Source organism: Colwellia sp. C1TZA3 (genome assembly GCF_007954265.1).
GTDB lineage: Bacteria > Pseudomonadota > Gammaproteobacteria > Enterobacterales > Alteromonadaceae > Cognaticolwellia.
In genome coordinates this window covers 63,773-83,563 of record NZ_VOLS01000011.1, presented here as the reverse complement: position 1 = coordinate 83,563, position 19,791 = coordinate 63,773, and the positions used below count along the sequence as shown (strand labels likewise).

The following is a 19,791-nucleotide window of genomic DNA, read 5'->3' as shown; positions in this document are numbered from 1 at the left end:
CTTTTATTTTTTGTATTTATGCTCACTACTTTAACTAAAGCAACATCTGTACCAAAATTGAGTAACCTAACCTAAACGCCAAGTTTTATATTCAATAATACTTAAAATCTTGCTTGGAATAGTGCGTAAAAGTGTTATCAAATATAATTGAACAAAGTTAAGCCCTGTACTTGAGTAAAGGTCTGCTGAGCGGCTTGTAGCGCTACTTTTGATTGTTCGAACGTAGAAATAGCCTTGGCAAAGTCTAAATCTTCAATTGATGATCTACCTGAGGTTAAATACAACTCGGTATCTAAATGGTTACTTTTTTGACGGTCAATTACTTGTAAGTTAATACCTGACTCGGCGCGGCTAGAGGTTAAATGATTAATCGAATCACCTAATTGCTGAAGAATTCGATTAAAGTCAACTTGTACTTGTGGGTCTTCCCCGCCACTAGCCTTGTTATTAATCCAGTCAATGGCAGATTTTATGCTGTCAAAAACACCCACATTTTCTTCTGGCGTTAGCGAGAAGTTATCACCCGGCAATGGGTTGCCGCTTAACTTAACCTCAATACCGTTAAAGGCAATGGTTTGCCCTGGAGCATAACCCGCGATATTTGTTACGTTACCGGCACCGTCAGTAATGGTTAAGTCAGTAGCCGTATTAAAGTTAACAGTAAAATCTGCTGGATTTGCGGCACTATTATAATTTCTAGCATCGGCGACAACAGCACTCTCAACCGCTATGCCTGAGCTATTGCTATTATAAGTAGCAGAGAAGTCACCAATAGCATTAGGCACTTTTTCAAAAACCTGTTCGCCACTTTGATTAGTGGCGATGCTCACATTTTTTGCTATTTGCAATTCTCTAACGCCATTATCGCCTATGTAGTTCACCGAATTATCGGCTTGTAAGGCAAACGGCGCATCATCAATTTGATAACCGGCAAAAACATAACTGCCCGATTGATCTTGGGTATTGGCAATAGCGAGTATTTGCTGCAAGCTTTGACTGGCCTGTTGACCGATAGCGGTAAGATCATCTGCTGAATAGGCACCGTTGTTAGCTTGTAGCATTAAATCTTTTAACTCATTCATCGTCCCTTCAGCATTCGCTAGCGTGGTATCGATTAAACTGTTGTGATTTTCTGCTTGGGTAATATTACGTTGGTACTTATCGATATTGGCTAGATCATTTTTATAACCGGCTAAGGTGCCGTAAGCTACGGCATCGTCTTTAGCGGTAATAACCCGCTTACCACTCGAAATATGATTCACTTGCTCGTTAACGCTAGACTGCTGATTAGACATTTTCAAGCCACTTTGAATATAAAATTGTGCTGTGGAAACGCGCATAATAACTCCTATCTAGTGGCCGCTAGTAATGTGTCGAAAATGGTATTTGCCACTGAAATTATCTGTGACGACGCTTGGTAGGCTTGTTGGTATTTCAATAAGTTCGCCGCTTCTTCATCAAGATTAACGCCTGACTTAGATTGATTGCGGTTGTAAGCTTGGGTATAAAGTGCCTGCGCGGTGTCAGCGACAAATTCAGCTGAACTGGCATTTGAGCCCACCTCAGCGGTGGCTGTGGCTAATGCTTGGTTAAATGTTTGTTTACCGCCATTCAAAATTTGTTGCTCTTGCGTTGCTGCCATTATGCTGGCATTACTGGCGTTACCTGAGCCAAAAACGTCTGAGACGGTAAATTTTTCACGCGCAAATGGCCCTTGCCCAACTGGTGAGCCCGCTATTTCAATTTGAAAAGCAGGGCTTGCTGGCGATGGTGGCATATCAATAACTTTTGATGCGCCCGCACTAAAGTTACCACTGGTTAATACTGGCGCCGGTGGCGGGTTTGCTGCGTCGTACACTCGATATTCAAAAGTGCCTACATTAAGTGGGTCTTCATACACATCAACGGTTAATTTTGTATTGCTGCCTTCGGTAAAAGCGCGGGCAGCTTCTGGGTCAGTCACATTAATGATACTCACCGCGCCATTACTGACGTTATTATCACTCGCCGCTACCGCAATGGCAGAGCTTGCGGCAATGCCTTTTGGATCGTTAAGCGTGACATGCATTAAGGCGGCGCTATTTTCGGTTGGGCGCAGAGTAAAACTATCATTGGCATTCGGTGTGCCTGAATTAACGGTAAATTCAAAACCAAAATCAGTTGAGTAAACCCCAGACCCTGGTGAAGATTCCGCTAAAGTCGTTTTGCTACCATTAAGCTCATTGGTCATAATATAATCTGAGCCGTCATGCTTAACGGTAAATTCATTAGTAGGCACCAATGAAACATCAGTGATTTTTATACCGGCTTGTACACTACCTGAGTTTTTTGATGAGGCTAACACGCGTGAGTTTTGTAATGTTGGTGTATTGATGTCGGTAAAAACATCTAAGCCTTGCTTGCCATTTAAATCTAGCCCTTGTGCTTGGGTTTGATTTAAGGTTTGTGACACTGACATGGCTAAGCGATTAAGTTCGCTGTGCGCTTTTGCGACATGCTCATCACGATATTCTATTTTGGCCGCTATAGCACCACCTAACTTAGTGCCGTCAAGTGCGACGGTGCCATTGCGGCTGTTTAATTGTAGTGTGGTTTGTAGTGGGTCGGGATCACCCGCTTGCACACTAACCGTTAAAGGCGTAGTACCGGCAACAAGCGTGGCGCCATTACCGATCATAACGGTCATTACGCCATTAGCATCTTCGATGGTATTAACTGAGGTATATTCACCCAGTTGACTAACAAGTTGGTCGCGTTTATCTAATAAATCATTGGGTTGGCCGGTTTGATTTAAATTTTTATTATCTAATATTTGTTCATTAACTTTGGCCAAATCAAGCGAAATTTGCGAAATTTTAGTCGCCATTTGCTCAATTTCACCATTAGTTGATTTTTTAAGCTGGTCTAAATTATCATTTAAGCTATTAAAATCTTTTGCTAATACATTGGCTTGGCTAAGGGCAATATTACGTAGACCAATATCACTTGGGTTGTCAGCAATACCATTAGCGGCTTGGTAAAATCGATCAATAGAGCCGCTAATTGCTTCGTTTGAAAATGACATGATTTCATTTAATTGGTTAAGGTCACCATTAATTGACTCAGCATTACCCAAGTTACTTTTATTGAGTAATTGTTCTTTATAGGAAAATTGATCGTAGAGCCGAGTAATGTCTTGTACATAAGTACCCGCGCCAATAAAATTATTACCATTAGAATATCCTGCCACTGCAGCTTGTTCAGCACGCTGGCGGGTATAACCTTCGGTATTGACGTTAGCAATGTTATGACCTGTAGTGCCCAACTGTTGCTGCGCGGACAGTAAACCACTCACTCCAGTTTGATACAGATTAACCGACATAACCTAAACTCCTACAGTAACTTTAATTTCAACAGTGAAATTACTGATGAACTTGTACCTATTGCAATAAATAATGGCTCACTGACCTAGCTCAATGGCTTAACTCAATGGCTATTACTTATCTAACAAGCTGGTTACTGTCCGAAGTGTTGCCATTATTTTTTTAGCGTAATTAGGATCGGTGGCATAACCAGCACTTTGTAGGTTATGCAAAAATTGCTCCACATTTGTTGAGTTTTCTAATGCACCTTGATAACGCTCACTTTTGGTTAATAAATTTAAGTAGTCGTCAACACTCTGACCAATAGATTCGTAAACCCTAAACGGTTCACGCTTTTTCACCATAGCGCCATCTTCAAACTCTAAGGTTTCTTTGTGGGTTTTCTCGCCAGGCCAACGGCTATCGGCTTTAATATTAAATAAATTATTTGAACTTTCACCGGCATCAGTTTTGATTATTTTTTGACCCCAACCAGTTTCTAATGCGGCTTGGGCGATCACCACCTCAAAAGGCACATTGATTTTATCTTGCACCCGTTTAGCATCAGCGGTTAAGGCGCTAACAAAGTCTTTTGGCTGTGCAAATGTCGGGCTTTGCATCATGCTTGCCGCTTGGGCGGCAATAGAGCCATTTGTTTGACGATCTTTGTTAGGATCCTGATGCGCTGACGAGTCCTTGACTGTGCTTATATTGCTGAGCAATCCAGGTTCACTGATGCGCAGACTGCCACGACTATCGAGGTTGCCATCACTGCGTAAAATGTTATGTGGAGTAAAATTTTCACTGTCTCCACCTAGCTGGCGCACAATAAGTTCAGAAAGACCTAAGGCACCATTATTAGACAATTCCAACGACATTTGTTGGTCATGCATATCACGATAAAATTTTGTCGATTCTGAATTAAACGGGCTATCAGACTCCAACACTGCTTGCGCCTTACGCATGCTTTTCATCAGCATTTGCATAAATATCGCTTCAAACTGTTTAGCTGCTTGTTCTAATGCATCTTTTTTACTGGCGGTATCACCCGATTTCGCGTCTTGGCGAATCGAGTTTAAACCGTTTACGTCTAAAAAGTTTTGGGCGTCTGCAATACGTGTTGTCATAAGCTTTATTTGCTCATTAAATAATGATCAAATCTCCGCGTAAGGCACCGGCTTGATCTAAAGCTTCTAATATCGCCATAACATCACCAGGGCCAGCGCCTACTTGGTTAATAGCGCGCACCAGTGCATCTAGCGTCACGCCGGGATCAAAAACAAACATCCGTGAGTCATCTTTATCTACATCGATAATCGATTGATTAGTTGCCACCGTTACTCCCTCGGCAAATGCGTTGGGCTGTGCAACGGCTTCAACTTCATTAATGGTAACCGTTATACCGCCATGAGTGATTGCTGCTGGTAATAGACGAACATCAGCACCAATAACAATGGTACCCGTGCGTGAATTAACAATAATTTTTGCCGCTGGTGTACCCGGTTCAAACTCTAAATTTTCTAGTACTGACAAAAAACTCACCCGATCGGCAGCATCTCTAGGTGCATTAACTTGTACCGACGCCGCGTCAATGGCGCGTGCTGAGCCAGAAATCAAGTTGTTAATGGTGTCAGAAAGGCGCTGTGCCGTGGTAAAATCAGCATTATGAAGATTAAAAGTAATATGGTCACCTGAGGCAAAGGGCGATAATACTTCGCGCTCAACCATGGCACCATTGGCAATACGACCTACGGTCGGTGTATTGGCAATCACTTTTGAGCCATCTAAGCCTTCAGCGCCTAAACCACTGACAATTAAGCTGCCTTGGGCAACCGCATAAGCATTGCCGTCTAGTCCCATTAAAATAGTTTGTATTAAGGTACCGCCACGTAAACTTTGTGCGCTACCCATAGACGACACGGTCACGTCAATGGTTTGCCCTGGTTTTGCAAAGGCGGGTAATTCAGCATGTACCGCCACTGCAGCAACATTCTTAATTTTTGGTTTTAAATTCGCTGGCATTTTAATGCCAAAATTACTGAGCATGGTTTTAAAACTTTGCTCAGTAAAAGGGCTTTGCTCACCCGTACCTGGCAAACCTACCACCAAACCATAACCGATTAATTGGTTGCTGCGCACACCAGCAACATCAGCCAAGTCTTTAATGCGTTGGGCATTTGCCTCTGGCAATAAAAGCATTAAGGTTAAACAAGCCAAGCTAACTAAATATTTTTTCATTCTATTATCCTACTAAAGAGGCCACCATGAACTATTGAAAAACTTCGACAACCAGCCTTGCTCTTGCACGTCAGCAAAGGTACCGGTACCGGCATATTCAATACGGGCGTTAGCCACTTTACTTGAAGTAACTGTGTTACCTGAACTAATGTCTTGTGAACGAACAATGCCCGTTAGGCGAATATATTCATCACCATTATTTAATGACATCCATTTTTCACCACGGATCATCAAATTACCGTTGGGTAAAACTCTCAAGACATGAACGGAAATATTACCCGCTAAACTATTACCCTGATTGGCTTTTGAATCACCTTTAAAATCTGAGCTTTGGTCATAACCAAATTGTAATGCCTTGTTGTTGAAATTTATCGCTGCCCCGCCAATGCCGGTAATAGGATTAAGCGTGGCACTATTGGCTTTTTTAAACTCTGTTTTGGCACTTTTTTGCGCTTGGGTACTTTCGCTTAAAATCACTGAAATAATATCGCCAACCCGATGCGCTTTAGAATCTGAATAGATATTATTAACATAATTAATGTTAAAAAGAGAGCCGGTTGGTACTAAGGGCTTATCATCCATTTCTGGTAAAATGGGCGCAAAGTCAGGATCGTTAGGCAATGTTTTTTCCTGTTTAGTACTGGCACAACCCGAAAACAATAGTGTGACCATGCTGACCGTAAACAGTGTGGTTAATAACGAAGCGCGTTTGCCTTTCATGATAGGTTCCTCAACGTTATAATTGCTGATTAATGTAGCTAAGCATTTCGTCAACCGCCGAAATTACTTTCGAGTTCATTTCATAAACTCGTTGGCTTTCAATCAGGTTAACTAGCTCTTCGGTGGTATTAACATTTGAGGTTTCTAACGCACCTTGCACTATCATGCCGTAACCTTCTAAACCCGGAACACCCTCTTGTGGCGCACCACTTACCGCTGTTTCAATATATAAGTTTTGCCCAATCGGTTGTAACCCCGTTGGGTTGACAAAGTTAACGGTATTAATTTGTCCAACCACTGCGGGTTCAGCTTGCCCTTGCAAGGTGACAGAGACTTCACCGTCTTGCGAAACAATAATACTCAAAGCATCTTCTGGTACGGTTATTTGCGGTTGCATTAAATAACCCGCGCCTGGGGTTACTATGCTGCCTTCATCGTTCATGGTAAATTGGCCATTACGCGAATAAGCAGAAGAGCCGTCGGGCATTAAGATTTCAAACATACCTTCACCTTGGATCATCATATCCAACGAATTATCGGTATTAAGCATGTCACCTTGGGTATGAATTTTTTGTGTGGCCACCACTTTGGTACCCGCACCTAACATTAACCCTGACGGCATTTCGGTGTCTTGTGCTGAACGCCCACCGGGCTGGTTAATATTTTGATAAAGTAGGTCTTCAAATACTGCTCGACTCTTTTTAAAACCAATGGTACTGGCGTTGGCCAGGTTGTTAGAAATAACCGCAATCTCTTTAGTTTGCGCGTCTAAGCCTGTTTTACTAATCCATAATGCTGGGTTCATACATCACCTCAAAAAATTTTATTTAAAACGCTTTTAATAATGAAGCGGCACTCGCATCAATTTCTTCTGCGGTTTTCATCATTTTTAACTGCATTTCAAATTGACGCTGCAGCGCGATCATATCGGTCATTTCACTAATAGGGTTTACGTTACTGGACTCTAATGCCCCACTCGCCACTTTTACACTGACATCGGCCGGTTCATTGTTGCCGTCTTGACGACGAAATAAGCCATCACTGCCTTTTTCTAGCAAGCGACTATCTGGGTTAACAAATTTAATTCTACCCACTTCTTCTTGAGCAGAGCTTGGCGCTCCTTCAGGCTGAACCATGATGGTGCCATCAGCCGTGATATTGATATTACTCACCGGCAAAGGTAAGAAAATAGGTCCACGGTCGCCAACCACTATGTCACCTCTTGAGGTTTCAAGTGCCCCGTTATCATTCAATTTCAATTGACCATTACGGGTATAGGCTTCACCACCCTCTTTAGTTTGTACCGTTAGCCAGCCTTGGCCTTGAATGGCAATATCAAGATCACGACCTGTGGTCAATAAAGCACCACTGTCAAAGTTTTGGCCTGCTCGTTCGGTCATTGAAAATACCCGAGAAGGCATGCCTTCACCAAAAGCTTGCATCGATCTAGCATTAGCTAAATCAGCTTTAAAGCCCGTAGTTTTGGCATTAGCGAGGTTGTTAGCATTCACTGATAAGGCTTGCATGTTTTGTTTCGCGCCACTCATGGCGATATACAGCATCTTATCCATAATGAACTTCACTCAATAATATTAATAATAGTGAAACTGTTGCAAATAAAGTGCCAGAAAATTATGAAGCGGTAATAAGGTGCAGACTAATGACATTAGCGTTTTAATCTATAGCTTTTAATTTTACTGTTGATAAGCCATTTTTAATGACATTAATTATAATTTTTTGTCGGTCAGACTTCAGTCCGTCAGCCCTGTAGCGAACAAAAAAGCTGATGTTCGAAGACCAGACAGACACATAAAATAATAGCGGTTTATCTTTAAACTAACTGCTGTATTTAAAACCTGATGGACTAAAGTCCAACTTACATAAAGCCTACAGGGAATAATGTAGCCTTGGGCGATTTTTTGTCGGTCGGACTTCAGTCCGTCAACCCTGCAGCGAAAAAAAAAGCTGATGTTTGAAGACCAGACAGACACATAAAATAATAGCGGTTTATCTTTAATCTAACTGCTGTAGTTAAAACCTGATGGACTAAAGTCCAACTTACATAAAGCCTACACAGAATCAACACCAAGCAACATAAAGCTACATAAAGCTACAAGGAATAGTGTAGCCTTGGGCGATTTTTTTGTCGGTCGGACTTCAGTCCGTCAGCCCTGTAGCGAACAAAAAAGCTGATGTTCGAAGACCAGACAGACACATAAAATAATAGCGGTTTATCTTTAAAATAACTGCTGTAGTTAAAACCTGATGGACTAAAGTCCAACTTACATAAAGCCTACACAGAATCAACACCAAGCTACATAAAGCTACATAAAGCTACAAGGAATAGTGTAGCCTTGGGCGATTTTTTGTAGGTCGGACTTCAGTCCGTCAGCCCTGCAGCGAACAAACAAGCTGATGTTCGAAGACCAGACAGGCACATAAAATAATAGCGGTTTATCTTTAATCTAACTGCTGTAGTTAAAACCTGATGAACTAAAGTCCAACTTACATAAAGCCTAAACAGAATCAACACCAAGCTACATAAAGCTACATAAAGCTACATAAAGCTACAAGGAATAGTGTAGCCTTGGGCGATTTTTTGTCGGTCGGACTTCAGTCCGTCAACCTTGCAGCGAACAAAAAAGCTGATGTTCGAAGACCAGACAGACACATAAAATAATAGCGGTTTATCTTTAAACTAACTGCTGTAGTTAAAACCTGATGGACTAAAGTCCAACTTACATAAAGCCTACACAGAATCAACACCAAGCTACATAAAGCTACAAGGAATAGTTTAGCCTTGGGCGATTTTTTGTAGGTCGGACTTCAGTCCGTCAACCCTGCAGTGAACAAACAAGCTGATGTTCGAAGACCAGACAGGCACATAAAATAATAGCGGTTTATCTTTAAACTAACTGCTGTAGTTAAAACCTGATGGACTAAAGTCCAACTTACATAAAGCCTAAACAGAATCAACACCAAGCTACATAAAGCTACATAAAGCTACAAGGAATAGTGTAGCCTTGGGCGATTTTTTGTCGGTCGGACTTCAGTCCGTCAACCCTGCAGCGAACAAACAAGCTGATGTTCGAAGACCAGACAGGCACATAAAATAATAGCGGTTTATCTTTAATCTAACTGCTGTAGTTAAAACCTGATGAACTAAAGTCCAACTTACATAAAGCCTAAACAGAATCAACACCAAGCTACATAAAGCTACAAGGAATAGTGTAGCCTTGGGCGATTTTTTGTCGGTCGGACTTCAGTCCGTCAACCTTGTAGCGAACAAAAAAGCTGATGTTCGAAGACCAGACAGACACATAAAATAATAGCGGTTTATCTTTAAAATAACTGCTGTAGTTAAAACCTGATGGACTAAAGTCCAACTTACATAAAGCCTACACAGAATCAACACCAAGCTACATAAAGCTACAAGGAATAATGTAGCCTTCGGCGATTTTTTTGTCGGTCGGACTTCAGTCCGTCAACCCTGCAGCGAACTTGGTATAACCTAGTGGAAAAAAAGGTCTGGGCATAAAAAAGCCAGATATTCATTTATGATTATCTGGCTTTTATAACTCATTGGTCGAAATAATTATCGCTTAACCATAATCAATTAATTTATTGGTTAATATTAATTATCCGCTATTGAGGTTAACGAATTTGTAAAATCGTTTGGTTTAACTGATTATCAACTTCAAGTGCTCGAGAGTTAGCTTGGAAGTTTCGTTGAGCCGAAATTAAGTCAATTAACTCAGAGGTTAAATTAACATTAGATTGCTCTAATGCTGAAGAGCTTATCGAACCAAAGGTACCTGCGCCCGCTTCACCCGCTAGCGCTTCTCCAGAGGTAATACTTTCTTTCCAGCCGGTACTGCCAAGTTGCTTTAAGCCCTGTTCGTTAGCAAAATTTACCATTGCAATACGTGATAACGGCTCTGAAGTACCATTACTGTATATTGCTTTTACCAAGCCATCACCGCCGATATCAATGCCGGTTAGTCGACCAACGGCTAGTCCATCTTGTTGTAAAGAGGTTACTTCAAAGTTGGAAGCAAACTGCGTTGGTGTATTTAAATTAGGACCTAAGGTATCTAAATTAAAATTAACACTAATCGCCTGAGTAGGATCTGCGCCATTTGAGAATACCGCGCCCAGTGCACGAGTATTCAGTCCACCCTCAGCTAAGCTTGGCACCAAGCCAGTAAGATCACCTGATGAATTAAATGTTAACCTCGCACCAACAACACCAGTCTCTGTGCCATCATAGGGTGCTGGTAATATGCGCTCGGATAACGGTCCAGACGCTGACCCGGCAATAGGGTTGTTCTGTGCAGCATCAGCCTCTAAATCAACCATTTCACCATCAACAGCGGTAAACATCATCCACTGATTGGGATTTGTAGTTGGGTTATCTTTGACAAAGTAATAAGTCATAATATGACTGTCACCAAATGAATCAAATATCGTTGTTGATGTTGAATGATTAAATGTTGATGGATCACTTGGGTCAAAATTTCCTGGCGCTGATAAAATATAAGGATCACCTGCCGGTAAATTCATTCGCACATCAACCTCTGAGGTTTTCTCTGGCGCACCTGAAGCGGTTGGAATACGAATAGGCTCAGCAGTACTTAAACTTACTGAAGACGATGTACCGTCGGCATTAACCGGAAAGCCTAATAAGTGTCCACCTTGCGAGTTAACAATAAAGTTCTCTTGGTTCAGTTTAAACTGACCCGCTCGGGTATATGAGGTTTCTAAACTACCAACATCGGGTACTGTGGCAAAAAATCCGTTACCCGTAATCGCCAAATCTAAAGCATTATTGGTAAATTTAATGCTACCTTGTGAAAATTGTTGCGCCGCGTCAGCCGTCAAAACACCGTCACCCACTTTAGTTTTACCCGCTGATAAAAGTGAAGCTGCATAAACGTCAACAAACTCTGCACGTGATTCTTTAAAGCCAGTGGTGTTAACATTGGCAATGTTGTTGGATGTAATATCTAAATCTTTCTGAGCTGCGTTTAATCCGCTCAATGCTATATTAAATGACATAATTTGACCTCATACAAAAAACTGTTTAATTAACCTTGAGAAACTTCTACTACGTCGGCAAGTTTCATGGTGCTACCACCGTTAAGGTTTAATAAAATACTTCCGCCGTTGCCAGCCAAAGTGACACTGTCTACTTTACGATAAGTCATCGCTTGTAATTCTGATGCATTACCATCGACTAAGCCGGCAACACGAAAACGATAAGCCCCTTCTGGTGCAGGTTCGCCATTGCTATCTTTGCCGTCCCAAGTAAAGGTGGATTCACCTGCGGCTACGTTACCCACTGGCACGGTTTGAATAACTTCCCCAGCAACATTTTCTACGTAGATATTGACATTACTTGCCGCTTGGTCAGTCACTAGCTTGCCTTTTACCGCTTGACCTTCTTCCATACCAAAGACGTTATCTTCAACTAAAACACTGCGACCAACCAGCGATGATGCTTGCAGGGCTTGACTAGACGACATTGAAGCAGCAAAACTGGAAAATTGATCGTTTAACTTTGTTACGCCATCAGTGGTAGAAAATGCGGTCATCTGAGATATCATCTCATTGTTTTCAACCGGTTTAGTTGGGTCCTGATTTGAAAGCTCTTGGGTGAGCAACGCGAAAAAATCTTCCTGCGTTAGCATACCGCGTGCGTCGTCAGTCTCAGGAGTTGAATTCTCTTGTTGCCAACGAATATTATCTAATGGGCTAGAGCCAGATACTGTTTCCATGATAAGTCCTATTTAACCTTAGCGTTGACCAAGCGTTAACGTTTTATTCAGCATGTTTTTTGCTGACTCCGCTAATTGCACATTGGTTTGGTATGAACGAGAAGCTGAAATCATGTTAGTCATTTCTTCAATAACGTTAACGTTCGGCTTGTAAATGTAACCCTCGCCATCGGCCATGGGATGGTCAGGGGCGTATTCAACATTCAGTGGCTTATTGCTTTCAACAACACCTAGCACTTGCACGCCTACCGACTCATTTTGTCCACCGGCAGCTTTTTGCATCTCAGCGGCAAAAACTGGATGGCGGGCACGATATGTTTTGTCGACACTACTGCTGACACTATCAGCATTAGCAATATTACTAGCAGTGGTATTTAAGCGTACCGATTGTGCGCTCATGCCTGAACCAGAAATAGAAAATACATTAAATAGGCTCATTATTATTGCCCTCCAGTGATTGCTTTTTTCAAGCCTTTAATTTTACTATTAAGAAATTGCAGACTTGCTTGATATTCCATAGAGTTTTCTAGATACAAGTTTCGTTCCACTTGTACATCTACGCTGTTACCGTCACCGGTATCGGCTTGATCAGGTATGCGAAAACCAACACCGTTATTAAGCTGCATACGGACATCAAAATGTTTGTCGTTGGTGCGAGTCATACCGGTTTGTTGTTTTGAGGCGGCTTGTGCTAATGCAGTTTTAAAATCCATACCTTTGGCTTTGTAGCCTGGTGTATCAGCATTGGCAATATTACTGGCAATAAGTTCAGCGCGTTGAGCGCGCAACTGTAAACCTTGCGGGTGAATGCCGAATGCTTTATCAAAACTAATAGCCATAAAAAAATACCTCCAGAAGAATGGAGGTATTTATTCAATATTTATGCCAAAGTGATAAAAAAGGTTATTTTTTTTGGTAAACAATACCAGGATTACAGCGGATCATATTAAAATTTTGGCTAATACCAGATAGGGATTCTGAGGCACCAAGAAATAAATAACCGTCTTTATTCAAGCTGCTGTATATTTGAGAAATTATTTTTGACTTTAGCTCAGGAGCGAAGTAAATCAAGACGTTACGACAGAAAATCAAATCAAAACGTCCCATTAAACTATAACTATTTAACAAGTTAAGTTGGCGAAAATTGACCATTTTTTTAATCACGTCTTTCACCTTTAGCATGCCATTACCACTACTTTCAAAGAACAGTCGTTGCCGCTCTAAAGATAAGCCCCGTGATAAAGCTAAACTGTCATAATGAGCATGCTTGCAATGATCTAACATGGTGTTAGAAATATCAGTGCCAATAATTTGAACACCGCCAGGAAATGCGCCCGGGTTGCTTTGTTGAAACTCATAAACCGCCATAGCAATTGAATACGGCTCTTGTCCTGATGAACTTGCTGCTGACCAAATTTTTAAGGGTGCTCGCTGGCCTTTAAATCTTGGCAGTAAATTTTTTTTCAATAATTCAAAAGGATAACCGTCTCGAAACCAGAGTGTTTCATTTGTGGTCATGGCATCAATTACTGCCGCGCGCAATTGTCGTTTAACCGGGTTGAGTGTTTGCGCGACCAGTTCAGACAAAGACGCAACCTCAAATTTTGCCATCAGGGGTACCAGGCGACTTTTCACCAGGTACTGCTTGCTTTCACCTAAGACAATGCCGCATTGTTGCTCTAGAAACATTCTAAATTGATAATAACTTTTATCATCAAGTTGTTTAGTTAACACTAGCTGTAGTCCACCTTATTGAAACACTGTAAACCAAGATTAAGCAATGTCATCATGCTTCAACCACTTTTTAACCGCCGTTGCTAACTCGTCAGGATGAAATTTAGGAATAAAATCTTCAGCCCCTACTTTCTCCACCATGGCATTATTAAAAACACCACTGAGTGACGTATGCAAAATAACCGGCATAGCTTTCATGCGATCATTTTGCTTAATTTCTGCCGTTAAGGTGTAACCGTCCATTACTGGCATTTCAATATCAGAAATCAACAAAGCGACTTTTTCAGTGATACTATCTTGACACCCTTCAGAAATTTCCTGTAATTGATCCAGAGCTTCTTGACCATTTTTTGCTAACAGCATGGTTAAACCCAAAGGTTCAAGAGCACGTTTAACTTGATTTCGTGCCACAGTTGAGTCATCAGCGATCATAATCACTCGTTCACCAATGCTCTCTCCAACGCTTGCATCAGCGACGCCTTCACTTAATTCTGTTGAAATGGGATTAATTTCATTAAGAATTTTTTCAACATCAAGAATCGATACGAGTTCATCGTCAATTTTGGTCACAGCCGTAAGGTAACTTAACTTTCCCGCACCTTCTGGCGGTGGCATAATGTCTTTCCAGCTCAAGGTTACAATGCGTTCTACACCGGCAACAAGAAAGCCCTGCACAGTTCGGTTGTACTCAGAAATAATGACAAAACTGCTTTCTGTTTGCACAATTGCCGGACCACCCGTGGCTTTACTCAGATCAATAACCGAAATGGTTTGGCCACGAATATGAGCCACACCTTTAACAAATTTATTTTGCTTAGGTAATACCGTCAACCTAGGACATGGCATAACTTCACGCACTTTAAATACGTTGATACCAAAACGCTGTTTACCAATGAGTTTAAATAACAACAACTCCAGTCGGTTCTGGCCCACTAATTGGGTACGCTGATTAACTGTGTCTAATATACTTGCCATGAAAACCTCTTTTCTATGCCGATGAAAATATAACAAAGGCACGATTCTTGATTGTTTTATTGTTTAAACCACGACCATTGCACCGACAACGTAAATATTTTGACGTTATTCGTGCTAAATTGTATTGCGTTAAACTTAATTAAGTTTGGACGTGTATTTTTATTTCCCTAGCAGTCAGATATAACTTATGAACAAATTAAAGATAGTAGTAACAATCACCCTTATTTATTTCGCCAGTATTAGCGCTAGTTCGGCCATGACATTCGATCGTGATTATCTCTATAACTTCATCAAATCCTATGTTGAAGATAATGTCAGTTTACCTGCTCGAGGAAAACTGAGGATTGAAGTTTCTGAGATAGATCCCCGAATTACCTTACAGCCTTGTTTATTGCCATTAGCGGCAAATATACCTGAAAAGCATATCGGTAGAAACGTAAATGTTAAAATTGTTTGTCCTGACAAAGAATCTTGGCAGTTGTATATCCCCGTAAAAATTCACACAATTGTACCGGTATTGGTCACGCAAATGCGAATAAACAAAGGCACTTTGCTCAGTAACACCAATATCGAGATTATCTTTAAAGATAACGCACAGATACGGGGCACAGTGCTTACCGATCCAAAAATTGTGATTGGTGCTCGCACAAAAAGAAACTTGTCCCAAGGTAGTGCTATTACCAATAAAAACACTTGTTTTGTCTGTAAAGGCGAACCGGTGAATATTATTGCTAAGTCAGAAGTTTTTGAAATTAAATCTTTTGGCATTGCCTTAAATGACGGTAGTTTAGGCGAAATAATATCGGTGCGAAATAGGAAGTCTGGTCGCGTAGTGCAAGGGCAAGTTAACGCTATTAACCAAGTAATAATTAATTTATAATAATTGCTTAAGTTTTCCGCTGTTTTGCCGATAAAAGCTTAGAAACCAATAACTGTTGTAAGTAGGATACAATAATGGCTATTAATATCAATAACTTGAATAACACCAATCAAGTAAAACAAAAACTTGAACAGCAAGTTCAGACCAAACAGCAAGTTAGCGAAAGCAGTAATGCCTCGCAACAAGCTAAATTGGCAACGCGTGATTCGGTATCAATTACCCCGCAAGCAAAACAAATGAATGAACTGCAAAAACAAGCCGCTGATTCGCCGGTAATCAATGAGAAAAAAATTGCTGAGTTAAAGAGTGCTATTGCCTCTGGCGATTATAAAATAAATCCAGAAAAACTAGCAGCAAGTATTGCCAATTTTGAGTTTGAACTTGGCTAACTTGCTAATAAAGTGGAGTGTGTAAGTGTCTGAAAAAATAACACCGCAACAATTGGTTTCTCAACAATTATCGCAATTGACGCAATTAGAGGCGTTATTAGACACTGAGAAAGATGTGCTGCAGCAGCAAAATCCTGATGCACTTATTCACCTCACCGCAGAAAAAAATGACTTGCTCTTGGCCATTCAAAAAATTGACAATGCCATTGGTCAAAGCTTTGAATTCAAACAAGAAAAATTAGCGGGTAAGTTCACCACGGCATTATCAGATATTGCAGCGAGCTTAGTACGCTGTAAAAAGCAGAACCAAATTAATGGCCTGATCATTCATCAATCACAATTATCTGTTGAACGTATGAAAACTTCGTTATTGGAAAACCATAATAAGTCATCCATGACCTATAATAGTAAAGGTAAAACCTCTGGCGGACTCAGTAGCTTGGGTATAAAAGCTTAGTTTTCTAGATGTACTTTTACTTTATAATCACTGCCCCTTTACATCCATGTGATCGCAGCGCAATGCAATAGTACTAGTAATATGAGATATGCTTTATTTCTTTGCGATTAGCCGTCGCGTTATAAATTTCATAAACATCTTTAAAGTCTAAACTCAGCTCAGTGGTATAACTGTCACCCACCGGATAACTTTTAACGACTTTCGCGCCACGGATAATACCTCGTACTGATGCCTGTAATTGTTGATTATTAAGCACTAAATTAGCCATGGTGGTGCTAGCATTAATATTTTGACCATAAACTTGTTCAGCTAACTCGGCATAAGCAGCCATTTTTGAAGCTTTCATTGCCATTAGCATACGCTGGGTTTTGTTTTGAGAATTCTGCAAACTAATCGGTGCTTGCCCAATAGCAGTTAATACAGGAAATGTTTCCGGTTTAACGTTTTGCCATTCCACCTGTTTATCAAACACCGAAGAACATGCGCTCAACATTAAAGCACTTAAAAAAAACCCGATACTATTACGTAAAGTATTCATATTCACCTTCGACATTTGTTTAATAACATTACTTTTATATCGCAATTGCACGCGCATCGTCAACTAGCTTGGTGCTGTCACGCAAGATCATACCATCTTTTATTTTAACATTTTTTTGGCGATTAAAGTCATCGCCAACAACCCAGGCGGGAATAAAAGACTGCGCCGTGGCAACCACCACACGAGATTGCATGCCAATCATACGCGCGTTGACTAACACCCCTTCATCTTGTTGCATCATGGTGCCTGTAACAACATAGTCAATTATCTGACGTTCCGGCAATTCTTTCCAATCGCGACTGAAAACATAATCACCGTCGGCCGTTACACGAATATGTCCAGTGGTTTTAAAGTCAATAACAACCAAGCCATGTCGTTGCATTTCATGGATAAAACTTTCTGACAGTTGATTACCTAGCCAGTTAGTTGATTCTAAATTTTTTAAATCTACAAATGACGCAACAGCAATTGGCGTTTTGGGATTAACAAACGTGCTGCTTTCCAACATTTGATACGCGAGGCCTTTAACTAGGTCATTTATCGCATGACGAGGTAACTTAAAACTGTCAATTTCTTGTTTATCGGCATAAGAGGATCGATAAAAGTCGTCCTTGGTTGTCAAAGAACACGACATCACTGCCGGTATTATGATTGCTATAAGCCAATTTTTCATTAAGCTCTCCTCAATTAATGCTAATGTCATAAAATTAATAAAAATACTAAAGCAGGATCCGCGCCAATATTTTATTTCAGCCAACTTGGCGTAATGCAGGTTAGGTTAAAACCATACCAGCAGATTAGCCGCCATCGTATTAACGTAATTATTCTGTTAATTAATATTTTTACTTTTCAGCACTGATTTTTGTCACTATCAACACTAATTTCTCTTCAATAGCTGTTTCGTACTAAGCCATATATATTTTAATGCCCAATAGAGCCAGCTTTATGTGTTCTTATAAGCAAGTTATAGCAAGTTAAAAGCTACGATAGTCGCTTATTGAAACACTTTACTTACCTTGAGTTGAACTTATTTTTTAAATAGGCACAAAACCTGCATATTCAAAATAAGAAATCGATTCTATATTAAAGAGACCTTTATGCGCTTAAGTTTATTTTGCCTTTGCTTTGCTATCTATAGTAGCGCTAGTGTCGGACAATGGTATGAATCACGAGGTGTGGCGAGCATAAAAAATGCTGATAGCAAAACAGCAAAAACGCAGGCTGTGCACAATGCGTTAAAAAAAGCCTTACTGGTTGCCGGTGCCTCAGTATCAAGTGTTCAACAGGTGGTTAATGGTTTACTAACCCAAGACGAAATTAGCATTCGCGCCAGTGGCAGTGTCAATTCATTAGAGCTGATCAGTGAACACTATAGCGACGACTTGGTCACGGTCACCATTCGGGCTGATATTTTTCCACAAGAAAAAAAGTGCTTCGCGGCTGATTATAAAAAATCTATGCTGTTAACGCGCAGCAATATACTACACCGCGAACAAGCTAATATTGGTAGCATCTACGCTATTGATAGCACCTTAATCCAACAACTTGCGAATAAAATACAGCAGCAAGGTATTTATTTGGAGACTAAACTGGCCTTGCAAACTAAAACAGAGTTTTCACGTTATAACCAAAGCTTGCAAAGCCAAAGCTTAAAAAACTTAACCATGTCATTAGCCAATATGACAGATAGCCAATATGTTTTGTTTTCAGAAATTCAGGATCTCTCGCTAGCGAACGACGAAAATAATAACTGGCAGTTTTGGCAAACAAACGTCTATCAACGCCAATTTAATCTTGCACTTTATATTCACGATGGCACCACGGGTGAAAGAGTTTTGACTAAACACTATCAAAGCTCTGCACCTTGGCAATTCGATAAACGCAAACAAGTTGACGTTACTAGCTATAATTTTTGGCAAAGCGAGTACGGCCAAAAAATTAGTTTAACCTTAGACAATATGGTCAGTGATATTGATGAGAACATGATGTGTCAACCGACCCAGGGCAGAATTGTGCAAGTGCAGGGTAACTCACTGACTTTTAATTTAGGGAAAAGACATGGGGTTAAAGTAGGTGATGAATTCTCATTACTGCATTTAAATAATTTTATTAGTGATGATAAGCGCTCTTATCCAGGCTTTAATATCAGCCCTTATAAAGTTATTGTAACTTCTGTCAGTCAAGACAGTGCCCACGCAAGCACCACTGAGCAGCATATATTAGACAACATCCAAATTAACGACTTGGCGGTAAGATATTAAAAAATTTGATAAACCCTAAAAGTTATTGTTATTAATTAAATAGTTAATTATCAGATATAAAGTGTATTTTTTTGAATACTAATTTATAAAATAGCTGTAGCATATGCTAGCTACATAATTATTTGCATTGTGTCCTCATAGTTTAACTGGATAAAACTGCGGCCTCCTAAGCTGCTGCTCCAGGTTCGAGTCCTGGTGGGGACGCCAGCAATTATTTATACCAACTTGTTTGAGCAAGCGCTTTATAACCGCCCATATCAAAATTATATAGCAGGTTATTTGATTTTACCTGAGGTTTAGATAAAGCTCTTATCAATAACAAAACCGCTAATATATTAGCAAGGTCTCAGGTTTACAGGCGCTCCGCACGACACAAGGTAAATTTTATACCCTTGGTTTTGACATCCTATCAGCACAATAATCCATACACCCTTTACTCGTGCTCTTATCCTGCTAGTCTGACATCCTGCTCCATCACACA

At 40.5% G+C, this 19,791-nt stretch carries 19 protein-coding genes and 1 tRNA gene; 5 read left to right on the top strand and 15 right to left on the bottom strand.

All coding sequences use genetic code 11. The annotated features are described in order from the left end of the window. Positions 1 to 137 precede the first annotated feature (137 nt). From flgL to ESZ39_RS05350, 13 genes are all read right to left on the bottom strand, one after another. Complete coding sequence (gene flgL / locus ESZ39_RS05410) at positions 138 to 1,340, bottom strand: flagellar hook-associated protein FlgL (protein WP_146878777.1); 1,203 nt, start codon at positions 1,338 to 1,340, stop codon at positions 138 to 140. A gap of 8 nt (positions 1,341 to 1,348) precedes the next feature. Further along, a complete protein-coding gene (flgK, locus tag ESZ39_RS05405; protein WP_146878775.1) occupies positions 1,349 to 3,361 on the bottom strand; it encodes a flagellar hook-associated protein FlgK in 2,013 nt (670 codons plus the stop codon). Between the two features lie 114 nt (positions 3,362 to 3,475). After that, positions 3,476 to 4,468: a flagellar assembly peptidoglycan hydrolase FlgJ gene (flgJ, locus tag ESZ39_RS05400; RefSeq protein WP_146878773.1), complete on the bottom strand. Its 993-nt coding sequence runs from the start codon at positions 4,466 to 4,468 to the stop codon at positions 3,476 to 3,478. Positions 4,469 to 4,484: 16 nt separating this feature from the next. Continuing rightward, a complete protein-coding gene (locus ESZ39_RS05395) occupies positions 4,485 to 5,579 on the bottom strand; it encodes a flagellar basal body P-ring protein FlgI (RefSeq protein WP_146878772.1) in 1,095 nt (364 codons plus the stop codon). 12 nt (positions 5,580 to 5,591) lie between these two features. Beyond that, positions 5,592 to 6,251 (bottom strand): flagellar basal body L-ring protein FlgH, encoded by a 660-nt coding sequence (gene flgH, locus ESZ39_RS05390; protein WP_411266857.1) that lies wholly within the window; start codon positions 6,249 to 6,251, stop codon positions 5,592 to 5,594. 64 nt (positions 6,252 to 6,315) lie between these two features. After that, the gene (gene flgG, locus ESZ39_RS05385; RefSeq protein ID WP_146878768.1) at positions 6,316 to 7,104 is read right to left on the bottom strand and encodes a flagellar basal-body rod protein FlgG; all 789 of its coding nucleotides are present in this window, start codon (positions 7,102 to 7,104) and stop codon (positions 6,316 to 6,318) included. A gap of 22 nt (positions 7,105 to 7,126) precedes the next feature. Continuing rightward, positions 7,127 to 7,870: a flagellar basal-body rod protein FlgF gene (flgF, locus tag ESZ39_RS05380; protein ID WP_146878766.1), complete on the bottom strand. Its 744-nt coding sequence runs from the start codon at positions 7,868 to 7,870 to the stop codon at positions 7,127 to 7,129. A gap of 2,083 nt (positions 7,871 to 9,953) precedes the next feature. Then, entirely contained in the window at positions 9,954 to 11,357 is a 1,404-nt protein-coding gene (gene flgE / locus ESZ39_RS05375; RefSeq protein WP_146878764.1) for a flagellar hook protein FlgE, read from the bottom strand. Positions 11,358 to 11,386: 29 nt separating this feature from the next. Next, positions 11,387 to 12,076, bottom strand: coding sequence for a flagellar hook assembly protein FlgD (locus ESZ39_RS05370; protein WP_146878762.1), 690 nt, complete (start codon positions 12,074 to 12,076; stop codon positions 11,387 to 11,389). Between the two features lie 18 nt (positions 12,077 to 12,094). Continuing rightward, on the bottom strand, positions 12,095 to 12,514 hold the full coding sequence (flgC, locus tag ESZ39_RS05365) for a flagellar basal body rod protein FlgC (RefSeq protein ID WP_146878761.1): 420 nt from the start codon (positions 12,512 to 12,514) through the stop codon (positions 12,095 to 12,097). Positions 12,515 to 12,516: 2 nt separating this feature from the next. Next, positions 12,517 to 12,915 carry a flagellar basal body rod protein FlgB gene (gene flgB, locus ESZ39_RS05360; RefSeq protein WP_146878759.1) on the bottom strand — a complete coding sequence of 133 codons (399 nt, stop codon included), beginning with the start codon at positions 12,913 to 12,915 and terminating at the stop codon, positions 12,517 to 12,519. 64 nt (positions 12,916 to 12,979) lie between these two features. Further along, positions 12,980 to 13,810, bottom strand: coding sequence for a CheR family methyltransferase (locus ESZ39_RS05355; protein WP_262984481.1), 831 nt, complete (start codon positions 13,808 to 13,810; stop codon positions 12,980 to 12,982). A 39-nt stretch (positions 13,811 to 13,849) separates the two neighbouring features. Beyond that, complete coding sequence (locus ESZ39_RS05350; RefSeq protein ID WP_146878757.1) at positions 13,850 to 14,785, bottom strand: chemotaxis protein; 936 nt, start codon at positions 14,783 to 14,785, stop codon at positions 13,850 to 13,852. Positions 14,786 to 14,972: 187 nt separating this feature from the next. Here ESZ39_RS05350 and flgA point away from each other — a divergent pair, with 187 nt between their 5' ends. The 3 genes from flgA to ESZ39_RS05335 all read left to right on the top strand — a co-directional run bounded on the left by flgA (position 14,973) and on the right by ESZ39_RS05335 (position 16,511). Next, positions 14,973 to 15,665: a flagellar basal body P-ring formation chaperone FlgA gene (flgA, locus tag ESZ39_RS05345; protein ID WP_146878756.1), complete on the top strand. Its 693-nt coding sequence runs from the start codon at positions 14,973 to 14,975 to the stop codon at positions 15,663 to 15,665. Between the two features lie 74 nt (positions 15,666 to 15,739). Then, complete coding sequence (gene flgM, locus ESZ39_RS05340) at positions 15,740 to 16,054, top strand: flagellar biosynthesis anti-sigma factor FlgM (RefSeq protein ID WP_146878754.1); 315 nt, start codon at positions 15,740 to 15,742, stop codon at positions 16,052 to 16,054. A 25-nt stretch (positions 16,055 to 16,079) separates the two neighbouring features. Then, a complete protein-coding gene (locus tag ESZ39_RS05335; RefSeq protein WP_146878752.1) occupies positions 16,080 to 16,511 on the top strand; it encodes a flagella synthesis protein FlgN in 432 nt (143 codons plus the stop codon). 73 nt (positions 16,512 to 16,584) lie between these two features. Here ESZ39_RS05335 and ESZ39_RS05330 read toward each other — a convergent pair whose 3' ends face one another. Both ESZ39_RS05330 and ESZ39_RS05325 read right to left on the bottom strand, forming a co-directional pair. Further along, the gene (locus tag ESZ39_RS05330) at positions 16,585 to 17,049 is read right to left on the bottom strand and encodes an LPP20 family lipoprotein (protein WP_223270245.1); all 465 of its coding nucleotides are present in this window, start codon (positions 17,047 to 17,049) and stop codon (positions 16,585 to 16,587) included. Between the two features lie 34 nt (positions 17,050 to 17,083). Continuing rightward, the gene (locus ESZ39_RS05325) at positions 17,084 to 17,722 is read right to left on the bottom strand and encodes a FlgO family outer membrane protein (protein WP_146878748.1); all 639 of its coding nucleotides are present in this window, start codon (positions 17,720 to 17,722) and stop codon (positions 17,084 to 17,086) included. A 424-nt stretch (positions 17,723 to 18,146) separates the two neighbouring features. Here ESZ39_RS05325 and ESZ39_RS05320 point away from each other — a divergent pair, with 424 nt between their 5' ends. Both ESZ39_RS05320 and ESZ39_RS05315 read left to right on the top strand, forming a co-directional pair. Beyond that, the gene (locus tag ESZ39_RS05320; RefSeq protein ID WP_146878746.1) at positions 18,147 to 19,310 is read left to right on the top strand and encodes a flagella assembly protein FlgT; all 1,164 of its coding nucleotides are present in this window, start codon (positions 18,147 to 18,149) and stop codon (positions 19,308 to 19,310) included. 131 nt (positions 19,311 to 19,441) lie between these two features. Then, positions 19,442 to 19,517: transfer RNA gene (locus ESZ39_RS05315), tRNA-Arg, on the top strand. Positions 19,518 to 19,791: the final 274 nt, after the last annotated feature.